The following is a 19835-nucleotide window of genomic DNA, read 5'->3' as shown; positions in this document are numbered from 1 at the left end:
AAGCTGCGTCCTCGCGGAGAGGACCTGCGGGCACAGATCGGCTAGAGGCAAAGCACATGCCGTGGCTGAAAGCACGATATAGAGATTGAGACTCGGTTTCAATAACCAAATCTCGAAAAGCTTAACTTCCTACAGCGACTTCGTTTAGACGACACCAGAATTCAGTAACTTCACTGAGAACAGAACGCATTCTGGCGAAATAATCACCGTGAATATCCGCGTCCGCACGGTCCGGGGGCCTTCAATTACAGCTTCGTGGCCGCATAGAAGTCCATCATCCCAAAGAAGAATGCGGCGGCTGTGCACAGACTGAGCAGGATCACGACTCCGCCGATGACTCGGGTCCGCTTGATTTGCCACCACATCAGCAGCCCCGAGAGGCCCCATATGACCATGGCAATTGCCATCGCATCAATCACGAGCGACCAGAGCCGTCTCGCGTTCCAGTGCGGCGGCTGTCCGTGAGAAGTATGCAGGCGCAGAAAATACTGACGCCAGGAGTAGCCGTCTTCTCCCGTGAACCGGGTGACATCCACATGTCCGTCCTTCAGTACATAGGTGATTCGAGCCGGAACACCGTCTACCGTCGCCAGGAAATTCAGTTTCGTCCAGCCGAGCGGAACCGTGTCCCCGGAACTGCCGTCTGAATAGGGCTCGAGAATCGCGCGGGCTGTTTCCAGTGCCAGATCGTGAGGATCCGACTCGAGTTGAACCTGATTGATCACGTCGAGGACGGGTTCCGGCACCTCCTGCAGTTGTGGATGGACCGCGATCTCTGCGTCACCCGAGATCGGATCGATCTTCACGACCCGCCGTCCTTCCGGATGTTTCGACTCAAACATGAGCGGATTGGTGAACTCGACTCGCGGCTGATCGGCGAGTTCGATTTCAACACTGCCCGCTGAGTTCCGCAGTTCAGCGACGATCTGCTCTGCCAGTTCCACCGGCTTCGGAAAACGCTGCATCGGCTTCAGGGACGCATCTCCCGCCGGCACGGATTCAATCTTCGCTTCGGGCAGAAGATCATAATGATTGAACATCGCCCCCGTAATTCCGTACAGAAACACCCAGGGGAGGAGAAACAGACCGGCGTAGAGATGCGCGCGTCGAACTACCATCATGCAACGACGCCAGATCCGTTTTCCGTTTCCCGCTCGGCCTGGCGAGTTTTCCGAAGTCGCGATGTTGGAATCCGTGGCAGAGGCAGTGGGGGACGTGGACATCGAATCTTTCAACGGAGACACAGAGGCGGCTGGGGCGAGCTGAAAAGGCGCATACGCAGAGACTGGTTAGAGCATTTTCATGCTTCTCGTGCAGTCGAAGTTTGAATTTGCTTTAGACAGTACTGCTGCCAGCAACAAAATCCAAGCGATTCCGCGATCGGCAGAATAGTCCACTCATTCGCCGTCCGGATTGTATCGATCCAGTGCCTGATGTAACCCACTCCCGTCAACAACCTGAGCAGATCATCGCAGAGGCGACGGCGCGAACTTTGTGGAATTCGCCAACCGTCGTCTCCATGTTTGACGGACTGATCGACAACACGGTCGGTCGCTTCCTCGGCGATTAGTCGGGCCAGCCCAACTTACTCCTTGTAAATATCCGCCACGTATATGGCCGTGATGGGATTGCCGGACTCGTCTTTTTCGTGGCTGGAATACCACGAGATCAACCCGTGTTGATCATCGAAAGCGACGAACCCGGGATAGGAATTGTCGCCCCCGCTCGGCAGATCTCCGACGTGCTCCAATTCGTCATCAACGAGCCAGTAGAGGGCGGTCTTTGGCCCTGCGGACGTGTTCTTTCGCCCGGCAACGAGAGTCTGATCACCCCATTCCGCGAGCAACGGCCCACCGATGTAGAGGGGCAACTTGCTGCGTTCCCATGAGAGATACGGGGGCTGGGAACGCGCCAACTGAGCTCTCTCGCCGCGCTCGCGACTCAACGCCAGCATCGTGCCATCCGGCAGAATCTGAAACGCAGTCTCATTGCCCTGCTCCGTTTGAAACAGCGAACGGAACGTCCAGTTCAGCCCGTCCCGACTTTCGAGCAGTGCGCCTTCCAGAATGGAAGCTCCTCCGACTCCCGACTCGGATTCGGTATACCCTCGCTTACGCCGCCCGCACAAGTAGGCCGTGTCGCCGTCACTCACAACTCGCCAGATGTAGGAGCCGTATGTCCCTTCCAGATGGTGAGGTGTGCTCCATGTCTTCCCGTCCTCGGTCCAGACTGCATACCCGAGATGCTTGTTGATGTCATACGCCTCGCGATCCAGCTTCCCTTCCCCGCTGTACCAGGTGCCCGTGTAGACGAACAGCTTGCCGTCGAAGGCGAGGAAATGAGGATCCCGCGTATCACGCAGCGGTACCGAGAACTGATGGACGGTGTCCCACTTCATCGCATCATCACTGTTGAGAACGATGACGGAAGCGGTTGAAGAAACCATATGCCCGTCGGGGCAGGTTCGGAACGCGAGCCAGTACTTATCGTTCCAGTGGATCATGTCGGTGAAGGCGTTGTGCTCCCCGTTGTCGAACACGCGACGAACGTTCTCCACACGAATCTCCGGCAGGCTGTCGCCCGCGAAACAACGTTCAGCAGGCTGTACGAGCGACACCGCGCCAAGGCAGGCCAGAGCAACGAGCATTCGGAAGAGGAACAGACAATTCATCGAGCAGCAACCTCATCGTTAGAAGAACAGAGTCATCAGGGAACGCATCCAGACATCCCCATGGATCGTAACGGACGACTTCGGCGTCCTCAAACGACATCGGTCCACTGAAGAAGAGGCCTGCCGAGTTTCCTCAATCAGACGATCGAGTGGAAACCCGTTACTCAGTTGCGTCCGAGATCGTTCGCGCGGACCGCTTCGAGTTTCGCGGCCATCTTCTGATGAAAGGCTTCCACGACGGGTTGATACTCCGGCTTCCCGGCAAGGTTCGTGTACTGTTGCGGATCCTTCCGCATATCGAACAGTTCCATCCCGTTTTCCGCCTGCTCGCCATACTGAATATAGGCCCAACGGTCTTCCCGCAGCAGGAATCCACGACCGTTCACGCAGAAGGCGGCGTCGCGAATGCTGGCGGTCGGATCCTCGAGCAAACTCCGAATGTTCTGTCCTTGGAGACGCTCGGGAACGTCGAGTCCACACAGACTCGCGACGGTGGGATAGAGGTCGATCAGTTCCACCAGCGACCGGCAGACGGCTGGTTCCTGGCCGGGGACGCGAACGATCAGCGGCACCAGTGCGGACTCTTCGTGCAGGCTGACCTTGGCCCAGAAATCGTGCTCTCCAAGATGATAACCGTGGTCGCTCGTGAAGATGACAATCGTCTCGTCTTCCAAACCTGCCTTTTCCAGAGCATTCAGCACCTTCCCCACCTGCGCGTCCACAAACGCGACCGATGCGTAATAGCCGCCGACGGCTTTCTTCTGCCGCCGCACGTCCATCTTCATATTGGTGCTGGTCTTGTAATTAATCCCCGCTCTGGGAATGTCGTCCCAGTCGCCGGCGATCTTTTCGGGCAGGCTCATGCTGCTATAAGGCAGGAACGGTTCGTAATACGACCGCGGTGCCACGAACGGCACATGGGGGCGAACGAAGCCGACGCCGAGGAAGAACGGTTTCTCGCGATGCTGCTCAATCAGTTCACATGCCTTCGCAGCGGTCTTGCCATCGGAGTGGACCAAATCGTCGCCGTCCGCCTCGACGACCACGAACGTGTTGCCACCCACAACAGGCTTTTTGCCATCGGGATTGCCCTCGAGTGTCTCTCCGTCGCCGGGAGCCTTCCATTCCGGCCCCGGACTGTTGAATCGCTCCGTCCACGAAGCCGGGTCGTCAGATCCGTCTGTTCCGGCTTCGATTCCTCCCGGCACTCCCATGTGAAAGATCTTGCTGACACGCGCGGTGTAGTAGCCATGATTCTTGAAGTGCTGCGGCCAGGTCGACCGGTCGCCGATGGCATCCCGAGGGCTGTTATAGCCGAGAACGCCGGTGGCATGCGGATAATAGCCGGTCAGAAAGGACGCGCGGGACGGACCACAGTACGTCCCCTGACAGTAGGCTCGCGTGAAGCGGGTTCCCTTCGCCGCCAGCCGATCGATGTTTGGCGTCGAACAGACTGTATTCCCATAGCATGAAAGTGCGGTCGAAGTGAGATCATCGGAAATTATGAACAGCACGTTGTACCGGGGTTCCTTCTCCGGAGCGTCAGCCGACGCCGAGGAAAGTTCACAGACGAGGAGCACGCCCACAGAAAAGAGACCGCTCAGGCCACGACTCCAGCCCCATCGCGCCAGTGGGGTTTGACTGTCGGAAGCGTGAGACAAACGAGACGGGGGAAGTTTGTTCGGCATGCGATCCGGCCTTTTCGATAGTATCAACTCAGAGACTTGGTTCAGGACACGAGGGCCTCGAATGATTCAGTGAACACGGCCTCTCCGCTCACGTATGTTCCGGTCAGGGAAGCTTCCAGGCATGCACGTTTCCGGCCGTGTCACCCGCCAGCGCAGTCGAACCGTCGCTGGAGACAGCGACCCGGGTGGGCAGCAACCGGACGCCTTGTGGAAGCGGGTTGTCGCCGGACGCTTGATCATCAATCGAGAGATTCTTCAGCTGCCCGCCATCCGCTGACCAGACCTTCACGCGGCCGTCACGACCGCAGGTCACGAGTTTGCCGTCGGGTCCAAATTCACAGTCGAGTACGCCGCCGGCGTGAGCATTCGATTTGTTCTCCAGCGGCCAGCCGTCCTTCACATCCCACCAGACAACGGTGCCATCTTCGCCACAGGAGGCGACCACTCCCGAATCACTCCGCCACGACAGGGCTCGCACGGAGCTTTTGTGTTCAGAGAGCGGCAGGATCACGCCCCCGGATTTGCCATCCCAGAGATGAATATTGCCGGTTCGGTCTCCCGTCGCCAGATACTTCCCGTCCGGCGAGAAGGCGACGGCCGTCACCCAGTCGGTGTGTTTGTCGATCGTCGCTTTGAGGCTGCCATCTTCCGTGGAATAGAGCTTCACCAGCCTGCTCGTGCAGCCAATGGCGACGAGTGTCTCATCCGGAGAGATATCGGCCGCGATGATCGCATCGGGTTCGTCGCCGACACTTGCCAGCCGCTTGCCGGTCGCCACATCGAAGAGCACGACCGTCCCGTTCTGCACCGGTTTGCCACCCGCAGCCAGGAGGAGTCGTCCCGAGCGGCTGAAGGTGAGCACGAGCGGTTCGCCTTCCGGAAACTCGATCGCGCCATACGGACTTCGGGAATTCGGATCGCTGAGTTTGATTGCGCCGTAATCGCTCACGGCAGCCAATGGCGCCCGCGGGCTCGTCGCCAGTGACAGCACCGGATAGGGCCGGGAAGTTGTCTTTTGATCGAAGTCGGGCAGGTTCGCCGGCAGCGCTGCCGGTCCGTCGTTGCCGGCAGCGTCCACCGGCTTGAAGCCGAGCGTTCGCATGGAGGCGACAGAACTGCCCGAGTTTTCCCGCAGCCCAGTGTCGATCCATTGCTTGATCAGAGCGATCGACTCATCCGACAGACGGTCACCGTCGGGGGGCATCTGTTCTCCCGCATCGGTCGAGGTGATCACTTCCACGAGACGGCTGGCTGAAGACCGCCCGGCCACGACAACCTCACCACCGCCGCCCCCCTTAACGACGTCGGCGTACGAAGCCAAGTTCAGCCCCGCTTCCTGTTTTCCATCGCCATGACAGGTCGCGCACGATTTCTTGAGGATCGCAGCGACATGATCGTCGTAGGTGATCGGCTTGTCGTTGCCGTCTTCGGCAACGGCAGTCACACCACAGGTCAGAAGGACCGCCACCGAGAGAGTCTGCATCCAGTAGTGGCGGGAACGGACATTCATGTCTTACTCCGAACGATGACAGGTAAGGAACGTTGGCGGGCGAGTAGATCGAGGCGAACTGATATCAGTGGTTGAAGAGGAACTCATTCGAGTTGATCAGCCCGGCGAAGATGTCTTCGTAACTGGCTGATGGCTTCTCTGGATCGACCAGCCTGACCAGCGCGTCGACTTCGGCCGGATTCGGACGACGGGAAAGAACGCGAATGAAAACTGCCTCAATGACTTCTTCAGGCTTCGACGCTTCGTCGATGATCTGCTTGAGCACGCCGCGAGCAGCCGCGTTTCGCACCCGTGGACCGGCCGTTTCCCCAACCAGCAGATGCATCACCTGCGAAAGGGAGGGATCCGTACTCGTATCGCACGCACAGACAGACTTCCTCGCCGATTGCCCGAACGTATCGAGCACCCTGTCGCCTGAGGCCGAATAGCCCTGACGCCGGTTGATGAAGCTGATGGCCTTGGTCCCGGTCGGTGAATTCGGGAACGATCGTGGCTCGCCAGTGACCGCGACAATCGCGTCAAGAAACACATCAGCTCGAAGGCGCCGTAGTTGAGCGTGCGAGAACTGTCGCTGGTCATTCTCCCCCGATGGTGTGGGTTCCACCGAAAGCTGATAGACGCGCGAGTTACAGATATCACGGATCAGCGGTCGCAGTTTCCGCCCGTGCTCGGCATAACGATCCGCAAGTGCTTCCAGAAGAGGACCGTTAGCCGGTGGGTTTGTCGCCCGGAAGTCATCGACCGGATCGACAATACCGACTCCAAACAGATGAGCCCACATGCGGTTGGCAATGTTTCGGTTGAACAAATCGTTCTCAGGGTCCTTGATCCATGCCGCGAGCGCCCGTCGCGGATCCCCTTCGCTGCTAACCGGTTTGACAGCACCAAGCAGTTTCGCAGGGACCGGTCGACCATCGAGAGCGTGCCGAGCCGGCGGAGCCGACGCATCGAAGATCACCCGACGGTCACGGCTGTCGCTACCAGGTTTCCGTTCCACACATGTGAAGAAGCTGACGAATCCGTAGTAGTCGTCCATCGTCCAGCGATCGAACGGATGATTGTGGCACTCCGCGCACTGCATCCTCACGCCGAGAAAGAGCTGGGAATAATCCGCCGCAAGAACTTTGGGGTCGAGCCGATAGTTCTTGATGAGCATCGTATAGAGGCCAGTCTCTCCGTTGATATTCGTGCTCCCGACCGCCGTCGTCATCTCGGCCACGACCTCATCAAACGGCCGGTCGGCGTCAATTTGATCTCGAATCCAGCGGTAGAATGCGTTGGCGGGCTTATGCGAGTCTGCCCGCCCGGTGTAGTCCTGACTGTTGATCCGGAACAGTTCGCCCCACAGAGCGGTCATGTAGTCGGTGAAGTCTTCACTCGCCAGCAACTGGTCGATCTTCCGAGCTCGCTTGTCAGCAGACTCGTCTTCCATAAATGCGTGATACTCCTTGACCGTTGGCGGACGTGCTGCCAGGTCCAGTGTCACGCGTCGAAGGAACGTTTCGTCGTCGCAAAGTTCCGAGGGAGCGATTCGCAACTTCTCCAGTCGTTCGAAGACCAGTCGATCGATGAAGTTCGCCTCCGGGGGATCCGGCCAGACAAACCCTTCAGCGGGTGGCAGCCCAATGACCTCGGCTCCGACGGTGAAGCGGCTGAATCGGGCAAACACGGTGGTGTCCCCTGGTCCGGTGGAAGTCACCCGGCCGGCGGAATCGATCTCGGCGACGCTTGAGTTATTCGTACCAAAGAGCGCCAGTGAGGTGACATCGCGAGTCGAACCGTCTGTGTATGTTGCGGTGACTCGCAGGTCGGCTGTCTGCCCTGCCTTCTGGAAAACGAGCGACTGCTCGGAGACTGCAATATCAGCGACGTCGGGAACATCGCCCACGTCATCAGGAGCGCCGGCCTCAATCCAGGCAAGCAGCGTTTTCGCCAGCTCACTGTCGCGTTCGAAACGCTTACCACCCGTATGCGGAACCGCGCCGATCGATTTCAGCAACAACAGGCTTTCTTCGGGGACGGCCACGTTGATACGCCGGCCGGGGATCTCCTCGACGGTGCGACGGTAGTCGCCAGCGGGGTCGTAGCCGAACAGGGAAAGCATGAATCCATCTTTGCCGCGGGCCGAGCCGTGGCAGGTTCCAGCATTGCATCCCGCCCGGAAGAAGACCGGCATGACATCCCGCCGAAAGCTCGGGACGGCCGCGTTCTCCGACGTCGGAGGATCGCTGGCCTGTTCGGCGAAGCAGGCTGCATTCCCGGCCATCGTCAAGGCCGCAAACAGCAGCATCAGAATTGATTTCACGCGCACAACCAAGGTCCCTTGCTCGACTTCGTTGCAGGTTTTCTTATGCATCATTTCTCCAGGCGGGGGTCGATCCGCAACTTACCCGAACCGGTACGCAGATGAATTTCTTCGCCCTCGACCGAGAACTTCACATCGCACTGAAGATCCCCTACCAGGCCGAGCAAAGCTTCGTCACTGGCTTCGAGATCCACAGCCACCTCGGTCGAAGTCCTGTCGATCGTAGGAGCCTCTCCGACGGCTGTCAGGCCGACAGGCAGCCCCAGCATGTGAACGCTGGCCTGGCCTTCAAATGGCCGCAATTGTTTGATGGCCCAGCGATAAGCAATTCTGTTTCCCCGGCGTACACTCTGGGGCTCGCTGGCCAGTGAGACGAAGGGATCGGCGACCTTAATGTCAATCACGGCTGACGAAACCCGTACCCTCTCGGAGCCGAGAATCGAATCGCCTCTCACTCGACTGTTCTCCTTCCCGCCTCGCGCCTGCGTCGTCGTCGCCATGACATAAAGCGGAGAGCTGCCGAGCCTGGCATTCGCCGCTGCGGACAGGGTCAGGTACGCGGTGGTTTCCCCCGCAGGGATAATTTCGGCCGGAGAAACACCAACTCCAGACGGAGCAAACTCGCACTGAATCTCAAGTGGCTCATCGCACCCCGGTTGCCGATCGATCTTCACCGGGATTGTCATCTCGGAGCCTCGCATCAGGGGCTGCTCCGGAGCCTCGAGTTCTAACGCGAAGCCAGCCGGTTCACTCACTCCCATCGCGAACCGATCGACACGGATATTTCGCCACGGGTAGTGCGAATATGACACCCGTTGAAGGTTCTGCTGATTGACGGTGGCGAACGGTTCGCTCCCCTCCGCTGATCGAGCGGTGACGCGAACCAGTGACGCAGTCAGAGGCGCGTCCTGCTCGGCGATGAACGTCATCGGCCAGGCCGACTGAAACGACGGGAGCTGGGGCGAAAGCATCCGCACGCCCGGCGGTAACCCCTGGATATCGAGATCGAGCGGGCCTTCGAACTGGCTTCCCTGACCGGGATACAGCGACAGCCGGACGGTCCAGCGTCCACCCTGGGGAATTGAAAGGGAGGTCTTCCGCGGGCGCTCCGGTTTGTAATCTTCCCAGGACAGGCCGATATGCATCGTGTTCGTGGGGGGGGCAATCTCGATCCGATAGACGTGAGTCGCACCGCCGAAGACGCGGGAATCAGAAAGATCGAGCAGGTACTCGCCGTCCTGCTTCGGCGTCCACACAACCGACGGATCAAACTTGTCGGGAAAGTCACCATGTCCGCCGAAGATATCGCGTTCGTGCAGCGTGGCATCGTCGGCTTCCAGTTCGATCGCTCCCTCTCCCCCCGCTGCATCAACGGGACGCAGTTTGATGACGGGATCAACAGGCGAGCCGAGAGCGCTGGCCCAGACGCGGACCTGAAGCGGTTCCCCCTTCTTCACTTTGATCCGAAACCGATCCGTTTGATCCGGCTCCGACAAGATGCCATTGATGGCGACCGGTAACGCGGTGACCTTCGTCTCGGCTTCGTCCGCCGCTTCCATCGCATTCGGAAACGGACTGGAACGAAGCGAGAGTGGTAATGGGGCGTCGCCGAAGTGCGGATAGGTGCCGGCCGATTGCGGCAGAACAACGGTCTGTTTCACGGAGCCCAGAGAATCGCCCAGCAATTGAACCTGCAGCGGTTCACCCGACGGCCCGCCGAGGGGAAAGGCCACCAGCGGTCGAAAAAACTGACCGATGTGGATCGCGTACTCTCGCGCCTCCGGAATAAACATCGACCGCTGCAGAACGATCGTGTAATCGCCGTCAGCGGGCAGCTTCACCGACAGAAGCGGATCCTGCCGGTTCAATGAAGAATCATCGTTCCGCGCGATTCGCTTCCCGGAGGAATCCAGAACGGTGACAACAGAATCGTAGCCTTCAGGCACGGGGTTCCATCGCAGATCGTCGCCCATCTTGACCATGTCGACTTCAATAGAGAGTCGCTGGCCCGCTTTGCCCGTCACGCGAAAACAGTCGACGTCATCGGCCGCACTATTCGAAAGCGTGCCACGGACAGTGACATTCGGTTCGACCGGCAGCGCCGTTTCCACGGTGTCGTTCGTATTGGCTTTGGCTTCGTCCTCATCGATCACGGGAAAGGGACCGACATGAACCGTGCCCATCGAGGAGAGTCCCACGGCGGTCAGTACGCGGAAAGGATACTCGCCCGGCTGGCAATCGTCGGCAACTTCCAGCCGACAGAGGAGGCGATCCTTCTCCGCGTCAAACTCCGTCCCCACGCAACGAATGCCTTTCGCCGAGTCGTTCCCCTCGGCGGCATCCATCGTCTGCGCTGGATAGAAGATCAACTCCTGCGCCTCATGCCGCCATTTTGAGATCACGATCTCGCTCGTGGTTCCCCGACCAACGAGTCGCGGCTTTACGCTTTCGATCCACGGATCCGCCGATGCAGCCCCACCCGAAATGAGAACAACAAATGCAGATCGGATGATCACCCGGCTAAACGCACGCATGCGAAGTTGGCTCCTGAAGAAGAAAGCTGGCGTCGACTCTTAAGCTTCATGCTCAGCTGATAAGCTGTTTGACGACTTCGGCGTCGCGAATGATTTCAATCGGGCGCGTGCCGAACGCAACCAGTTCCTTGCGGGCATCGATCCCCAGCTGGTGGTAGATCGTGGCGATGAGGTTTTCGAGCGTGACTCCGTCGCGAACGGGTTCGCCCCCTGTGGAGTCGCTGGCGCCGTAAACAAGGCCCCGATTGAAACCGCCGCCGGCGACCATCATCGAGTAGCTGCGTGCCCAGTGGTCGCGGCCGCTCTCCTTGTTGACCTTCGGCGTTCGACCGAACTCCGTTGTCACCCAGACGATCGTCGAATCGAGCAGGCCGCGGCGATCCAGATCTTCCACGAGTCCTGCGATCGCGTAATCGAACGGCCGCATATAATCGAGACAGGTCTTTTCCACTCCGATATGGCAATCCCAGGAACCGTATTCGAGCGTTACGAACCGAACGCCGGATTCGACGAGACGCCGAGCGATAATCAGCCGTTCCGCCAGTCCTTTCGGGTGGAGTCGACCGTCCGGCCCCTTGATATCGCCGGTGACTTCACTGCCGTAGAGCTCGAACGTTTCATCGCTTTCGTCTTCGAACGAAAACGCTTTCTGGGCATCGGCTGAGGTCAGAAGCGAATAGGCGTTTGCATGGAACTCGTCCATCGTGTCGAGGAGCACGGGATTGGCTTCGAGGGAACGAATCCGCTGATCGACCAGTTCGCGAACCGCCCGGCGACGCTGAAGCTGTTCCAGCGAAAGATCGGACGGCAGCGAGAAGTCGCGCACCTGGAAGTTCTTCTTCTCCTTCGCGGGATCGCCGCCGGTCTCAAAGGGACCGTGACTGCTCGGCAGAAACCCTGTGCCTCCTCCCGAGGAATTCTTACCGGGGATCGCGATGTAACACGGAAGCTCGCCGCGAGGGCCGAGTTCGTGGGAAACCACTGAGCCCAGCTGCGGGTAGTCGATGACGGTCGATGGTGTGTAACCCGTGTGCAGGTGATAGGTCGCCTGGCCATGATCAGGGATCTTTCCGACCACCGAACGGACCACGGTCAATTTGTCCGCGATCGAAGCCAGTTGAGGCAGGTTGTCGCTGAAAATGTCGCCAGTTCGCGTCTTCACGACGCCGAACGAACCGCGATACTCGACAGGAGCCTCCGGCTTGGGATCGAACGATTCGTGATGCGGGAAACCGCCGGGGAGATTGATCTGAATCACGCTCTTGGCGCGAGGCTCAATCGTCTGGCCGGCTGTCTCCGCGGCCTGAAGACGAAGCAGGTCGGCCGTCGAAAGCCCGAGTGCACCAAGCACGCCAGCCTGAAGCATCTGTCGGCGGGGCAAGGCTCGGTAACCACGACAGCCTTGTCCATAGTCAGCGGAGGAGTTCATATGCTGGATCCCTGTGAGTTATCTGGGGAGGGATTCCTACGGTAACACCCGCAGGGAAGCCGTTTCAATCCCAAGCCGACGCGCCAGGTCCGTGTTTTGAGAATCGAGCATCAGCCGCTCGCCTGCGAGTTCGGATCAGGAAACGTCCACGACACGTTCACCGAGCACTTCTTCGCGAGGCGAGATCCCCAGTCCGGGAGCCCTCCCGGCCTGCATGAAGCCGTGTTGTCGCTGGGGGGCACCTTTAGCCGTGCTTACGGTGACGTAACTGTTGAAGTCGGTACTGGTGAAGCGGAGTTCCTCGGGCGTGCTGTGGGCCAGATGAGCAATGGCCGCTGTCGTAATATCGCCGCCCCAACTGTCTTCCAACGTCATCGCAATGCCCATCGAGACGCACAGATCGCGAGCCTGTCGAGTTTTCGTTAAGCCGCCGAGCTTGCTGATCTTCAGATTGACCACATCCATCGCGAGATCGGACTTCGCTCGCAGCAGCATCTGGAGGGAATCGATATTCTCGTCGAGGACGAAAGGATGATCGGTCCTCCTACGGATCGCGAGACATTCTTCATACGTCTCGCATGGCTGCTCGATGTAAACGTCGAGATCGCGGACGGCTCTCACGACCCGCATCGCCTCGTGCTGCGTCCAGCCCGTGTTGGCGTCGGCTACAAGTCGTTCATTCGGTGAAAGGATCTCCCGGGTGGCTCGAATCCGTGCGATGTCCTGATCGGGATCGCCTCCGACCTTCAGCTGGAACCGCGTGTATCCCTGCTGACGATACTCGGCGACGTTGCGAGCCATCTCGTCGGGCGGCAACTGCGAAATCGCGCGATACAGCCGAACGCTCTCTCCGAAGCGGCCGCCCATCAACTCGCAGACAGGCAGTCCGGTCACTTTCCCGAGAAGATCCCAGCATGCGATGTCGATCCCGGACTTGACATAAGGATGTCCCTTTAACGCAGCATCCATCCGTCGGTTAAGCACTCCCAGCTCCCGCGGATTACAGCCAAGCACATGAGGGGCCAGTTCCCTCAGCCCGGCTCGCACTCCCTCGGCATAAGCCGGAAGATAAAACGGCCCCAGGGGGCAAACCTCGCCATAGCCTGTCAGGCCGCACGCCGTTTCAACGCCGACGATCGTGCTGTCGAACACGGAGACCGACTTGCCGCCGGACCATTTGTAAGAGCCTTCCACCAGCGGCAGCTCAACTCGATGGGCAAAAATGCGGACAATCTTCATAGCGGACGAACCTCATGCTGGTCATGTCATCGACGGATAGCTTTCCGTATTACATCAGGTTTCGCTTCAGACAGGAATCGATTCCACCACGCGAATGGACACGCACTGAATCTCTCCAGGTGCGAAGCGGCATGATGTTTGCTGAAACTTCTGGCGTCGCAGGGAGACTTTCCATCCGAATCGAACAGGAGAACACGTTCACTCTTCGCTGCTCCTCTGCGTCCTTGAACTGGAAAAGGAAACGCCATGAATCCTGGAAACAATACCTCCGCACCGTCATCAGACTCATCATCCCGCCCCGTGGTTGTAATTACCGGCTCATGCGGATTGATCGGTTTGCGACTGGCGCGGGCATGGAGAGACGACTATCGCCTCGTGGGACTCGATCTCTCGCCACCCGAGGAATCGGGCCTCTTCGACGCGTTCTTCGAGACCGACCTGACCGAAGAGGATTCAATCCGGTCAACCATGGAACAGATCCGCAACGAGTTCGGCGAGCGAATCGCCAGCGTTGTGCATCTGGCCGCCTATCATGATTTCAGCGGCGAGCCGAGCCCCCTTTATGACGAACTGACGGTTCAGGGGACACGTCGACTGCTCGCGGCCTTACAGAACTTCAAAGTCGAACAGTTTCTGTTTTCCAGCAGTCTGCTCGCGATGGAGCCCGATGCCGAAAAGGAACTCGATGAGTCTTCCCCCATGCGGGGTGAGTGGGCTTATCCCGCATCGAAGATTGCCGCCGAGCGGGTCATCCGTGCTCATCATGGTGAAATCCCCTACGTGCTCGCCCGCATCGCCGGGGGGTACGACGAAGCTGGTCATTCGCCCCCCATTACTCAGCAAATGGCCCGTATTTATGAAAAGCAGATGGAGAGTTACGTGTTCCCCGGCAATCCGGAACACGGGAATACCTTCATTCATCTCGACGATCTGACGACTTGCCTCAAACAGATCGTCGACCGGCGACACGACCTGGCGCGAGAAGAGATCTTTCTGATAGCTGAACCCGAAGTCGTCAGCTACGGTGAACTTCAGGACCTGTTCGGCGACGCCTTTCATGGCACCGAATGGCCGACGTTCCGTGTTCCCGCCCCGGTGGCGAAGGCAGGTGCCTGGGTGAAAGGAAAGATCGGTCCCGACGAAGAACAGTTCATCAAGCCATGGATGGTTGACCTGGCGGACCATCACTACGAGGCCGACATCAGTCACGCGCGGGAGTCACTGGACTGGGAACCGAAGCACAGCCTGCGGTCAGAAATTCCGAAAATGGCGGAGCAGCTCAAAGCCGATCCTGAAGGCTGGTATGAGGCGAATGGGATCCCGGCCCCCGATTCGATTTCGAGGTCCTGATTCTGGAGTCCGTTTCACCAGTCCGAGAAGAAAGACAGCAGATGTCACATTCCGCCCGCGAACTCCTGCCTCTCCATGCGCCGGTGATACCGTTCGGCCACAATCCGTCTGCGTGGAGCCAGCGAGTCCCTGTCGCCATTCTGGCCACAATCGGCTTTGCGATCGCCGGTTACATGGCGTTGTACCAATGGGGCCTGATTCCCTGGGTGTGGGATCCTTTCTTCAGTGGCGAGGAAGGAAAGAACGGTTCGGAGTTCGTGCTGACTTCCGAGACGTCCCATTATATGTATCGCTGGTTTCGCGTGCCCGATGCCGCGTTTGGAGCATTGGCCTATCTCGGAGATGCAATCTTCGGCATGGCCGGTTCAACACGCCGCTGGCAGACTCGTCCCTGGATTGTGATCATCTTCGGGTTCGATGTCATTCCGTTGGGCATTGTCAGCATAATTCTCGTCGGCTGTCAGGGACTGGTCGTTGGTTACTGGTGCTTCCTGTGTCTTGTGACCGCTGTTATTTCCCTGATCCTGATCTATCTCGCGTACGATGAAGTCTGGTCGTGCCTTCATTATCTGCGCCGTGTGTGGCGAATCAGCGAGGGAGATTACGGCGTGATGTGGAAAGCCTTCTGGGGATTCCCGACTGACGCCTGCTATCGAGCCGGTGATGAAATGGTTGCAGGGAGTACGAGCTGATGTGGGCTAGGATCATTGAATTCATGCTCGGCTGGTGGATGATCGCGAGCCCTTTCATCTTTCGACATCCGTTCGACCAGAGCGCGTGGTGGTGGAACGATCTGCTCTGCGGGTTAGCGTTGATCGTGATCCCGATGCTGTGCTACTGGCCGCCGCTTCGCCGGGCTCATCTGCTGCTGATCGGGCTTGCGGTCTGGATGATGGGCTTCGGGTATTTCTCGGCCGGGTCAATTGATCCGCCTGAGGTCATCTCGCCACCGGCACTCCAGAACAACCTCATCATCGGCTTTCTGCTCCTGATGTTCGCCGTCATCCCGAGCCAAGCCTCCACGCCGTCGCGGGCCTGGGACGAATCCCGTCTCAAGTTCTGAAGCCGTCCGGCCAACCCGCGAGCCTGATGACAGGCTCTAAATGACAGGCTCTAAGCCATCCTCGGTTGATGATTCGCCAGCAGGAGTTGCACAGCCGCTGGCTCCGCCGGTTTGACCAGATGATGGTCGAAGCCGGCCGCCTGGCTTCGCTCCCGGTCTTCATCCTGTCCCCAACCTGTGAGAGCGACGAGGAGGATGTCTTTTCCCCAGGATTTCTCCCGGATGATTCGAGCGGCTTCGTAGCCGTTCATCCTGGGCATACCAAGATCCATCAGCACGACATCCGGCAGGAACTCCTCGGCGACGTCTACCGCCTGCTGCCCGTCATGAGCCAGGCGGACGTCGTTGCCCAGCATCTTGACGACCATTCTCAACATCGACGCCGCGGCTTTGTTGTCGTCGACGACTAGAATGCGCAATGGATTCGCCCTCGCCGCCGTCTCGGTTTCCGAAGAGTGGCCCCCAAACGCGTCACTCAGAACTGGCAGTCGTACGCTGAACTCGCTCCCGCGCCCGGGTCCATCACTCCGAATCGCAATGCTGCCGTTGTGCATTTCCACCAGTCGTTTGACCAGGGTCAGTCCAATACCGAGTCCCGTGTAGCTTTTCTCCTGAGGCCGATCGATCTGGGTGAACATCTCGAAGATGCGATCCTGCATCTCGGTCGGGATACCCAATCCGTTGTCTTTCACGGTGACGATAACGTCGCTTCCGTCGCCTTCGACGGTGAGCCAGATATGTCCTCCATCAGGCGTGTATTTCGTCGAATTGTTCAGCAGATTGGAAAAGATCTGCGCCAGTCGGTTCGGATCGGCATCGAGGAAGATTGGTGTGGAAGAAAGCGTGACGGTGAGTTCATGCCCGGCTTCGTCGACGAACGGTTTGGTCGCTTCCACGGCACTTCGCACGACATCGTTCAAAGCGACCCGACACTTCCGCAATTCCATCTTATTCTGGGTGATGCGGGAGACATCCAGCAAGTCGTCGATCAGGCGGACCATCTGCTGGACCTGACGCTCCATCGTCGAACGGATCTCCGCCAAAGCGTCCGGGTCATCGTCAAGTAGTTTCATCGCTTCCAGCCCGGTGCGAATCGGTGCCAGCGGATTGCGAAGTTCGTGCCCCAGAGTCGCGAGGAACTCCGTTTTGCGTCGATCCGCGTCAGACAATTCGGCGGCGAATTCCCGCAGATCGTCTTCCATCTGCTTCCGCTCGGTCTGGTCGCGCATCACCTTCATGAAGCCGAGCAGTTTGCCGTTCTCATCGTGCAAGCCGGTGGTGACGCCGGCCGCCCAGAAATGGGTGCCGTCTTTCCGCCTCATCCAGCGATCATCGCTGGCACTCCCCGTCTCCGCGGCTTCTGCCAGTTCGGCCTGGGCCACTCCGTTCTCCACGTCTTCCGGGCGGAAGATCGATGAGACGATATCGACGCCGATGAATTCCTCTTCCGTGAAGCCGAGCACGCGAAGAACGCCTTCGTTCCAGGTCGTCGCCCTCCCTTCGGCATCGGTCACAAAGATGGCGTAATCCTCCACCTGCTCGACCAGCATGCGGAACCTAAGCTCCTGTTCCCGGAGAGCGTCCTGAATCCGTTTCCGTTCCGTGATATCCATGACCGTGCCGTCGAAACTGACAAGGCGGTCTTTTTGCGCCGGATCGAAGTTCCCGCGCCCCCATCCAAACACCCAGCGGATCTGCCCGTCGGGATGAATGACCCGATATTCCTCGGCATACGGGACGGGGTCGTCGGGATTGGTCGCAGCCGCCATAGCATCTCGGATTCTCGGACGGTCGTCGGGATGAAGGCGGGCAAATGCCTCTTCGTACGTGAGCGGGTCGGTGGAACCATGGAACATCATACGAAACCGATCGTCAGAGACGAGTTCGTTTGTCGCCGGATCAATGTTCCATGAACCGAGTTCCGCTGCATCGAGCGCCAGACGTCTTTGTTGTTCACTCGCGCGCAGTTCTGCTTCGGCCTGCTTGCGGCCGGTAATATCGACGACCACCCCTGGCATCCGAACGGCTTGCCCGGACGCATCCCGTTCAACCCGGCCACGGGCAACGACCCAGCGGATGTTCTCGTTGGCCCCCACGATCCTGTACTCGGCTTCGTAGGTGTCTTTTCCCGCCAGAGCTTCCTCGATGGCGGAGGTCACTCGCTCCCGATCTTCGGGATGAATGGCCGCCAGATACAATTCCAGCGACTCAGCGGCCTCGCCTTCATAAGCAACTCCGAACATGTGGGCGAGATTCACATCGGCACGCACAGCGTTGCAGATCGGATCGAATTCCCACGTCCCGATCTCCGCAGCCGCCAGCGTCGACTCCAGCCGCGATCGCGCCTCCTTCAATGCCGTCTCGGCATCTCTGCGTCCGGTCACGTCTCTAACGATCTTCGAGGCGCCGATGACCTGACCGGAATCATCTTTGATGGGGGAAATCGTCAGTGAGACATGGATCCTCTGCCCATCGCTCTTCACACGAACCGTCTCGTAATGTTCGACATGATGTCCAGACCTCAGCTGGTCCATGATCTGCTTCGCTTCGCTGGCCCGTTCTTCCGGAATCAAAATCGAGACAGGACGGCCAATGACCTGTTCGGCGGTATAACCAAAGATTCGTTCGGCAGCCGCATTCCAGGTTTGAATGGTCCCATCCAGCGATTTACTGATGATGGCGTCATCCGAAGATTCGACCAGAGACGCCAGTCGCCGCAGGCTCTCCTGGCCCTGTTGACGCTCGGTAATATCCTCGATTGCAAGCAGTACCAGTTCGGTATGATTGCCGGCCCGGTACAGCTTGCGGGCGTTCAGCAGCATCGTGCGACGCCCGATGTCGGGAAAATCGTGGACGACCTCGTAGTTCTCGACCACGGAATTCTGCGGCAGGATTTCTTCAAGCAGCGACCGCAACTGGGGAATGTTCCATTGCCCGTTGCCCAATTCGTAGAGTCGGCAGCGTTCCGTCTCCTCTGAAGTGACACGGAAGGTCTGATAGAAAGAACGGTTCGCCGTCCACACGCGAAGATCGCCATTGAGAACCACCAGCGGCTCGCGCACGGTATCTACGATACATTCCGCGTAGATGCGGGCATCTTCCATCTGACGTTCGATCCGACGCCGCTCACTGATGTCCCGGAAGATGAGCACGCTGCCGACGATATTCTCATCGGTATCACGAATCGGAGCGGCACTGTCATCGATGAAACGTTCCGTGCCGTCTCTGGCAATGAGAATCGTATGATTCGCCAGCCCGACGACGACACCTTCCTGCAACGCTCTGAGGGCCGGGTTCTTGACCTCGGCACGAGTCGATTCGTTGACAATCTCGAAGACTTGTGTCAGAGGCACGCCCGCCGCGTCCGCTGTCGTCCATCCGGTGAGCGCCGCGGCGACCGGATTCAAGTAGGTCACCTGTCCCTCGGCATCTGTGGTAATGACCGCGTCCCCGATGCTCGTGAGCGTGATTCGCAGCGTCTCTTCCGTCCGGCCGACTCTTCGACCAATGACGAAGATGCCTATGACGGTCAGGAGCCCGACAGCCAGCAGGCCTGCCAGAGCGACCAGTATGGCGCGGGCTGTCCAGAGTACAACGTCCCGATCGGGCCGTGTGGACGTCATCTGATCCTGCAGTGAGCCAAGCCAGAACCAGACGGGGACGATCGTCAGCACCAGGGCGGCAATCAGGATTCCAGCAATCAGCCAGAGTTTGCGCGTGTTTGTCATCAAGAACCTATCATCGGCCTCTTCGAAAGTACTCTGCTGACGGTCCTGGCAGAAAGAGGAGTGACAAACCGCTCAAAGTTCCGTAACCGACAACACTTTACGTCGATTGAGTGGTTATAGCAAACTCGGGATCGAGACGTACGGTGCCCCGGTTAATGATAGGACTCAACACTGGAAAGCGTACCCCGCAGACCGGAGAATTTTGCTGGAACCGCGAGCCGGTTCTCTCTTTCGCCGTCGTTCGCCTGAGATTCTGACCGAGAACAGTATCTGTGATCGAAATCACTCGGACTGGCGGTGCGACGAAAGCTCTTTGCA

The 19835-nt window shown here is 58.8% G+C and carries 12 protein-coding genes; 3 read left to right on the top strand and 9 right to left on the bottom strand.

The window, feature by feature from the left end:
- Positions 1–245: 245 nt before the first annotated feature.
- The 8 genes from L1A08_RS20360 to L1A08_RS20325 form a co-directional block, all read right to left on the bottom strand.
- Complete coding sequence (locus tag L1A08_RS20360) at positions 246–1121, bottom strand: PepSY domain-containing protein (RefSeq protein ID WP_238758379.1); 876 nt, start codon at positions 1119–1121, stop codon at positions 246–248.
- Between the two features lie 464 nt (positions 1122–1585).
- A complete protein-coding gene (locus L1A08_RS20355; protein WP_238758378.1) occupies positions 1586–2671 on the bottom strand; it encodes a hypothetical protein in 1086 nt (361 codons plus the stop codon).
- 164 nt (positions 2672–2835) lie between these two features.
- Positions 2836–4359, bottom strand: coding sequence for a sulfatase (locus L1A08_RS20350; RefSeq protein ID WP_238758377.1), 1524 nt, complete (start codon positions 4357–4359; stop codon positions 2836–2838).
- Positions 4360–4462: 103 nt separating this feature from the next.
- A complete protein-coding gene (locus L1A08_RS20345) occupies positions 4463–5869 on the bottom strand; it encodes a c-type cytochrome domain-containing protein (RefSeq protein ID WP_238758376.1) in 1407 nt (468 codons plus the stop codon).
- Between the two features lie 64 nt (positions 5870–5933).
- Positions 5934–8225 (bottom strand): DUF1549 domain-containing protein, encoded by a 2292-nt coding sequence (locus L1A08_RS20340; RefSeq protein ID WP_238758375.1) that lies wholly within the window; start codon positions 8223–8225, stop codon positions 5934–5936.
- Positions 8225–10708: a PPC domain-containing protein gene (locus L1A08_RS20335; RefSeq protein ID WP_238758374.1), complete on the bottom strand. Its 2484-nt coding sequence runs from the start codon at positions 10706–10708 to the stop codon at positions 8225–8227. The genes L1A08_RS20340 and L1A08_RS20335 overlap by 1 nt, the downstream gene beginning before the upstream one ends.
- Before the next feature lie 52 nt (positions 10709–10760).
- The gene (locus L1A08_RS20330) at positions 10761–12137 is read right to left on the bottom strand and encodes a DUF1501 domain-containing protein (RefSeq protein WP_238758373.1); all 1377 of its coding nucleotides are present in this window, start codon (positions 12135–12137) and stop codon (positions 10761–10763) included.
- Positions 12138–12272: 135 nt separating this feature from the next.
- On the bottom strand, positions 12273–13376 hold the full coding sequence (locus tag L1A08_RS20325) for a cis-3-hydroxy-L-proline dehydratase (RefSeq protein WP_238758372.1): 1104 nt from the start codon (positions 13374–13376) through the stop codon (positions 12273–12275).
- A gap of 246 nt (positions 13377–13622) precedes the next feature.
- Here L1A08_RS20325 and L1A08_RS20320 point away from each other — a divergent pair, with 246 nt between their 5' ends.
- From L1A08_RS20320 to L1A08_RS20310, 3 genes are read left to right on the top strand one after another with little or no spacing between them, the layout of a single operon-like run.
- Positions 13623–14726, top strand: coding sequence for an NAD-dependent epimerase/dehydratase family protein (locus L1A08_RS20320; RefSeq protein ID WP_238758371.1), 1104 nt, complete (start codon positions 13623–13625; stop codon positions 14724–14726).
- Between the two features lie 41 nt (positions 14727–14767).
- Positions 14768–15418, top strand: coding sequence for a vitamin K epoxide reductase family protein (locus L1A08_RS20315; protein ID WP_238758370.1), 651 nt, complete (start codon positions 14768–14770; stop codon positions 15416–15418).
- The gene (locus L1A08_RS20310; protein ID WP_238758369.1) at positions 15418–15789 is read left to right on the top strand and encodes an SPW repeat domain-containing protein; all 372 of its coding nucleotides are present in this window, start codon (positions 15418–15420) and stop codon (positions 15787–15789) included. Before L1A08_RS20315 ends, L1A08_RS20310 begins: the two co-directional genes overlap by 1 nt.
- A 50-nt stretch (positions 15790–15839) precedes the next feature.
- Here L1A08_RS20310 and L1A08_RS20305 read toward each other — a convergent pair whose 3' ends face one another.
- Positions 15840–19517 carry a hybrid sensor histidine kinase/response regulator gene (locus L1A08_RS20305; protein WP_238758368.1) on the bottom strand — a complete coding sequence of 1226 codons (3678 nt, stop codon included), beginning with the start codon at positions 19515–19517 and terminating at the stop codon, positions 15840–15842.
- Between the last annotated feature and the right edge of the window lie 318 nt (positions 19518–19835).

The organism is Rubinisphaera margarita, from assembly GCF_022267515.1.
Classification (GTDB): domain Bacteria; phylum Planctomycetota; class Planctomycetia; order Planctomycetales; family Planctomycetaceae; genus Rubinisphaera; species Rubinisphaera margarita.
The sequence above is the reverse complement of the archived record's forward strand: the minus strand, read 5'-3'. Positions and strand labels throughout refer to the sequence as shown.

Excerpts from the sequence above, each read along its gene's own strand:
- L1A08_RS20360 (WP_238758379.1), bottom strand. The coding sequence starts at position 1,121 with ATGATGGTAGTTCGACGCGCGCATCTCTACGCCGGTCTGTTTCTCCTC.
- L1A08_RS20355 (WP_238758378.1), bottom strand. The coding sequence starts at position 2,671 with ATGAATTGTCTGTTCCTCTTCCGAATGCTCGTTGCTCTGGCCTGCCTT.
- L1A08_RS20350 (WP_238758377.1), bottom strand. The coding sequence starts at position 4,359 with ATGCCGAACAAACTTCCCCCGTCTCGTTTGTCTCACGCTTCCGACAGT.
- L1A08_RS20345 (WP_238758376.1), bottom strand. The coding sequence starts at position 5,869 with ATGAATGTCCGTTCCCGCCACTACTGGATGCAGACTCTCTCGGTGGCG.
- L1A08_RS20340 (WP_238758375.1), bottom strand. The coding sequence starts at position 8,225 with ATGCATAAGAAAACCTGCAACGAAGTCGAGCAAGGGACCTTGGTTGTG.
- L1A08_RS20335 (WP_238758374.1), bottom strand. The coding sequence starts at position 10,708 with ATGCGTGCGTTTAGCCGGGTGATCATCCGATCTGCATTTGTTGTTCTC.
- L1A08_RS20330 (WP_238758373.1), bottom strand. The coding sequence starts at position 12,137 with ATGAACTCCTCCGCTGACTATGGACAAGGCTGTCGTGGTTACCGAGCC.
- L1A08_RS20325 (WP_238758372.1), bottom strand. The coding sequence starts at position 13,376 with ATGAAGATTGTCCGCATTTTTGCCCATCGAGTTGAGCTGCCGCTGGTG.
- L1A08_RS20320 (WP_238758371.1), top strand. The coding sequence starts at position 13,623 with ATGAATCCTGGAAACAATACCTCCGCACCGTCATCAGACTCATCATCC.
- L1A08_RS20315 (WP_238758370.1), top strand. The coding sequence starts at position 14,768 with ATGTCACATTCCGCCCGCGAACTCCTGCCTCTCCATGCGCCGGTGATA.
- L1A08_RS20310 (WP_238758369.1), top strand. The coding sequence starts at position 15,418 with ATGTGGGCTAGGATCATTGAATTCATGCTCGGCTGGTGGATGATCGCG.
- L1A08_RS20305 (WP_238758368.1), bottom strand. The coding sequence starts at position 19,517 with ATGACAAACACGCGCAAACTCTGGCTGATTGCTGGAATCCTGATTGCC.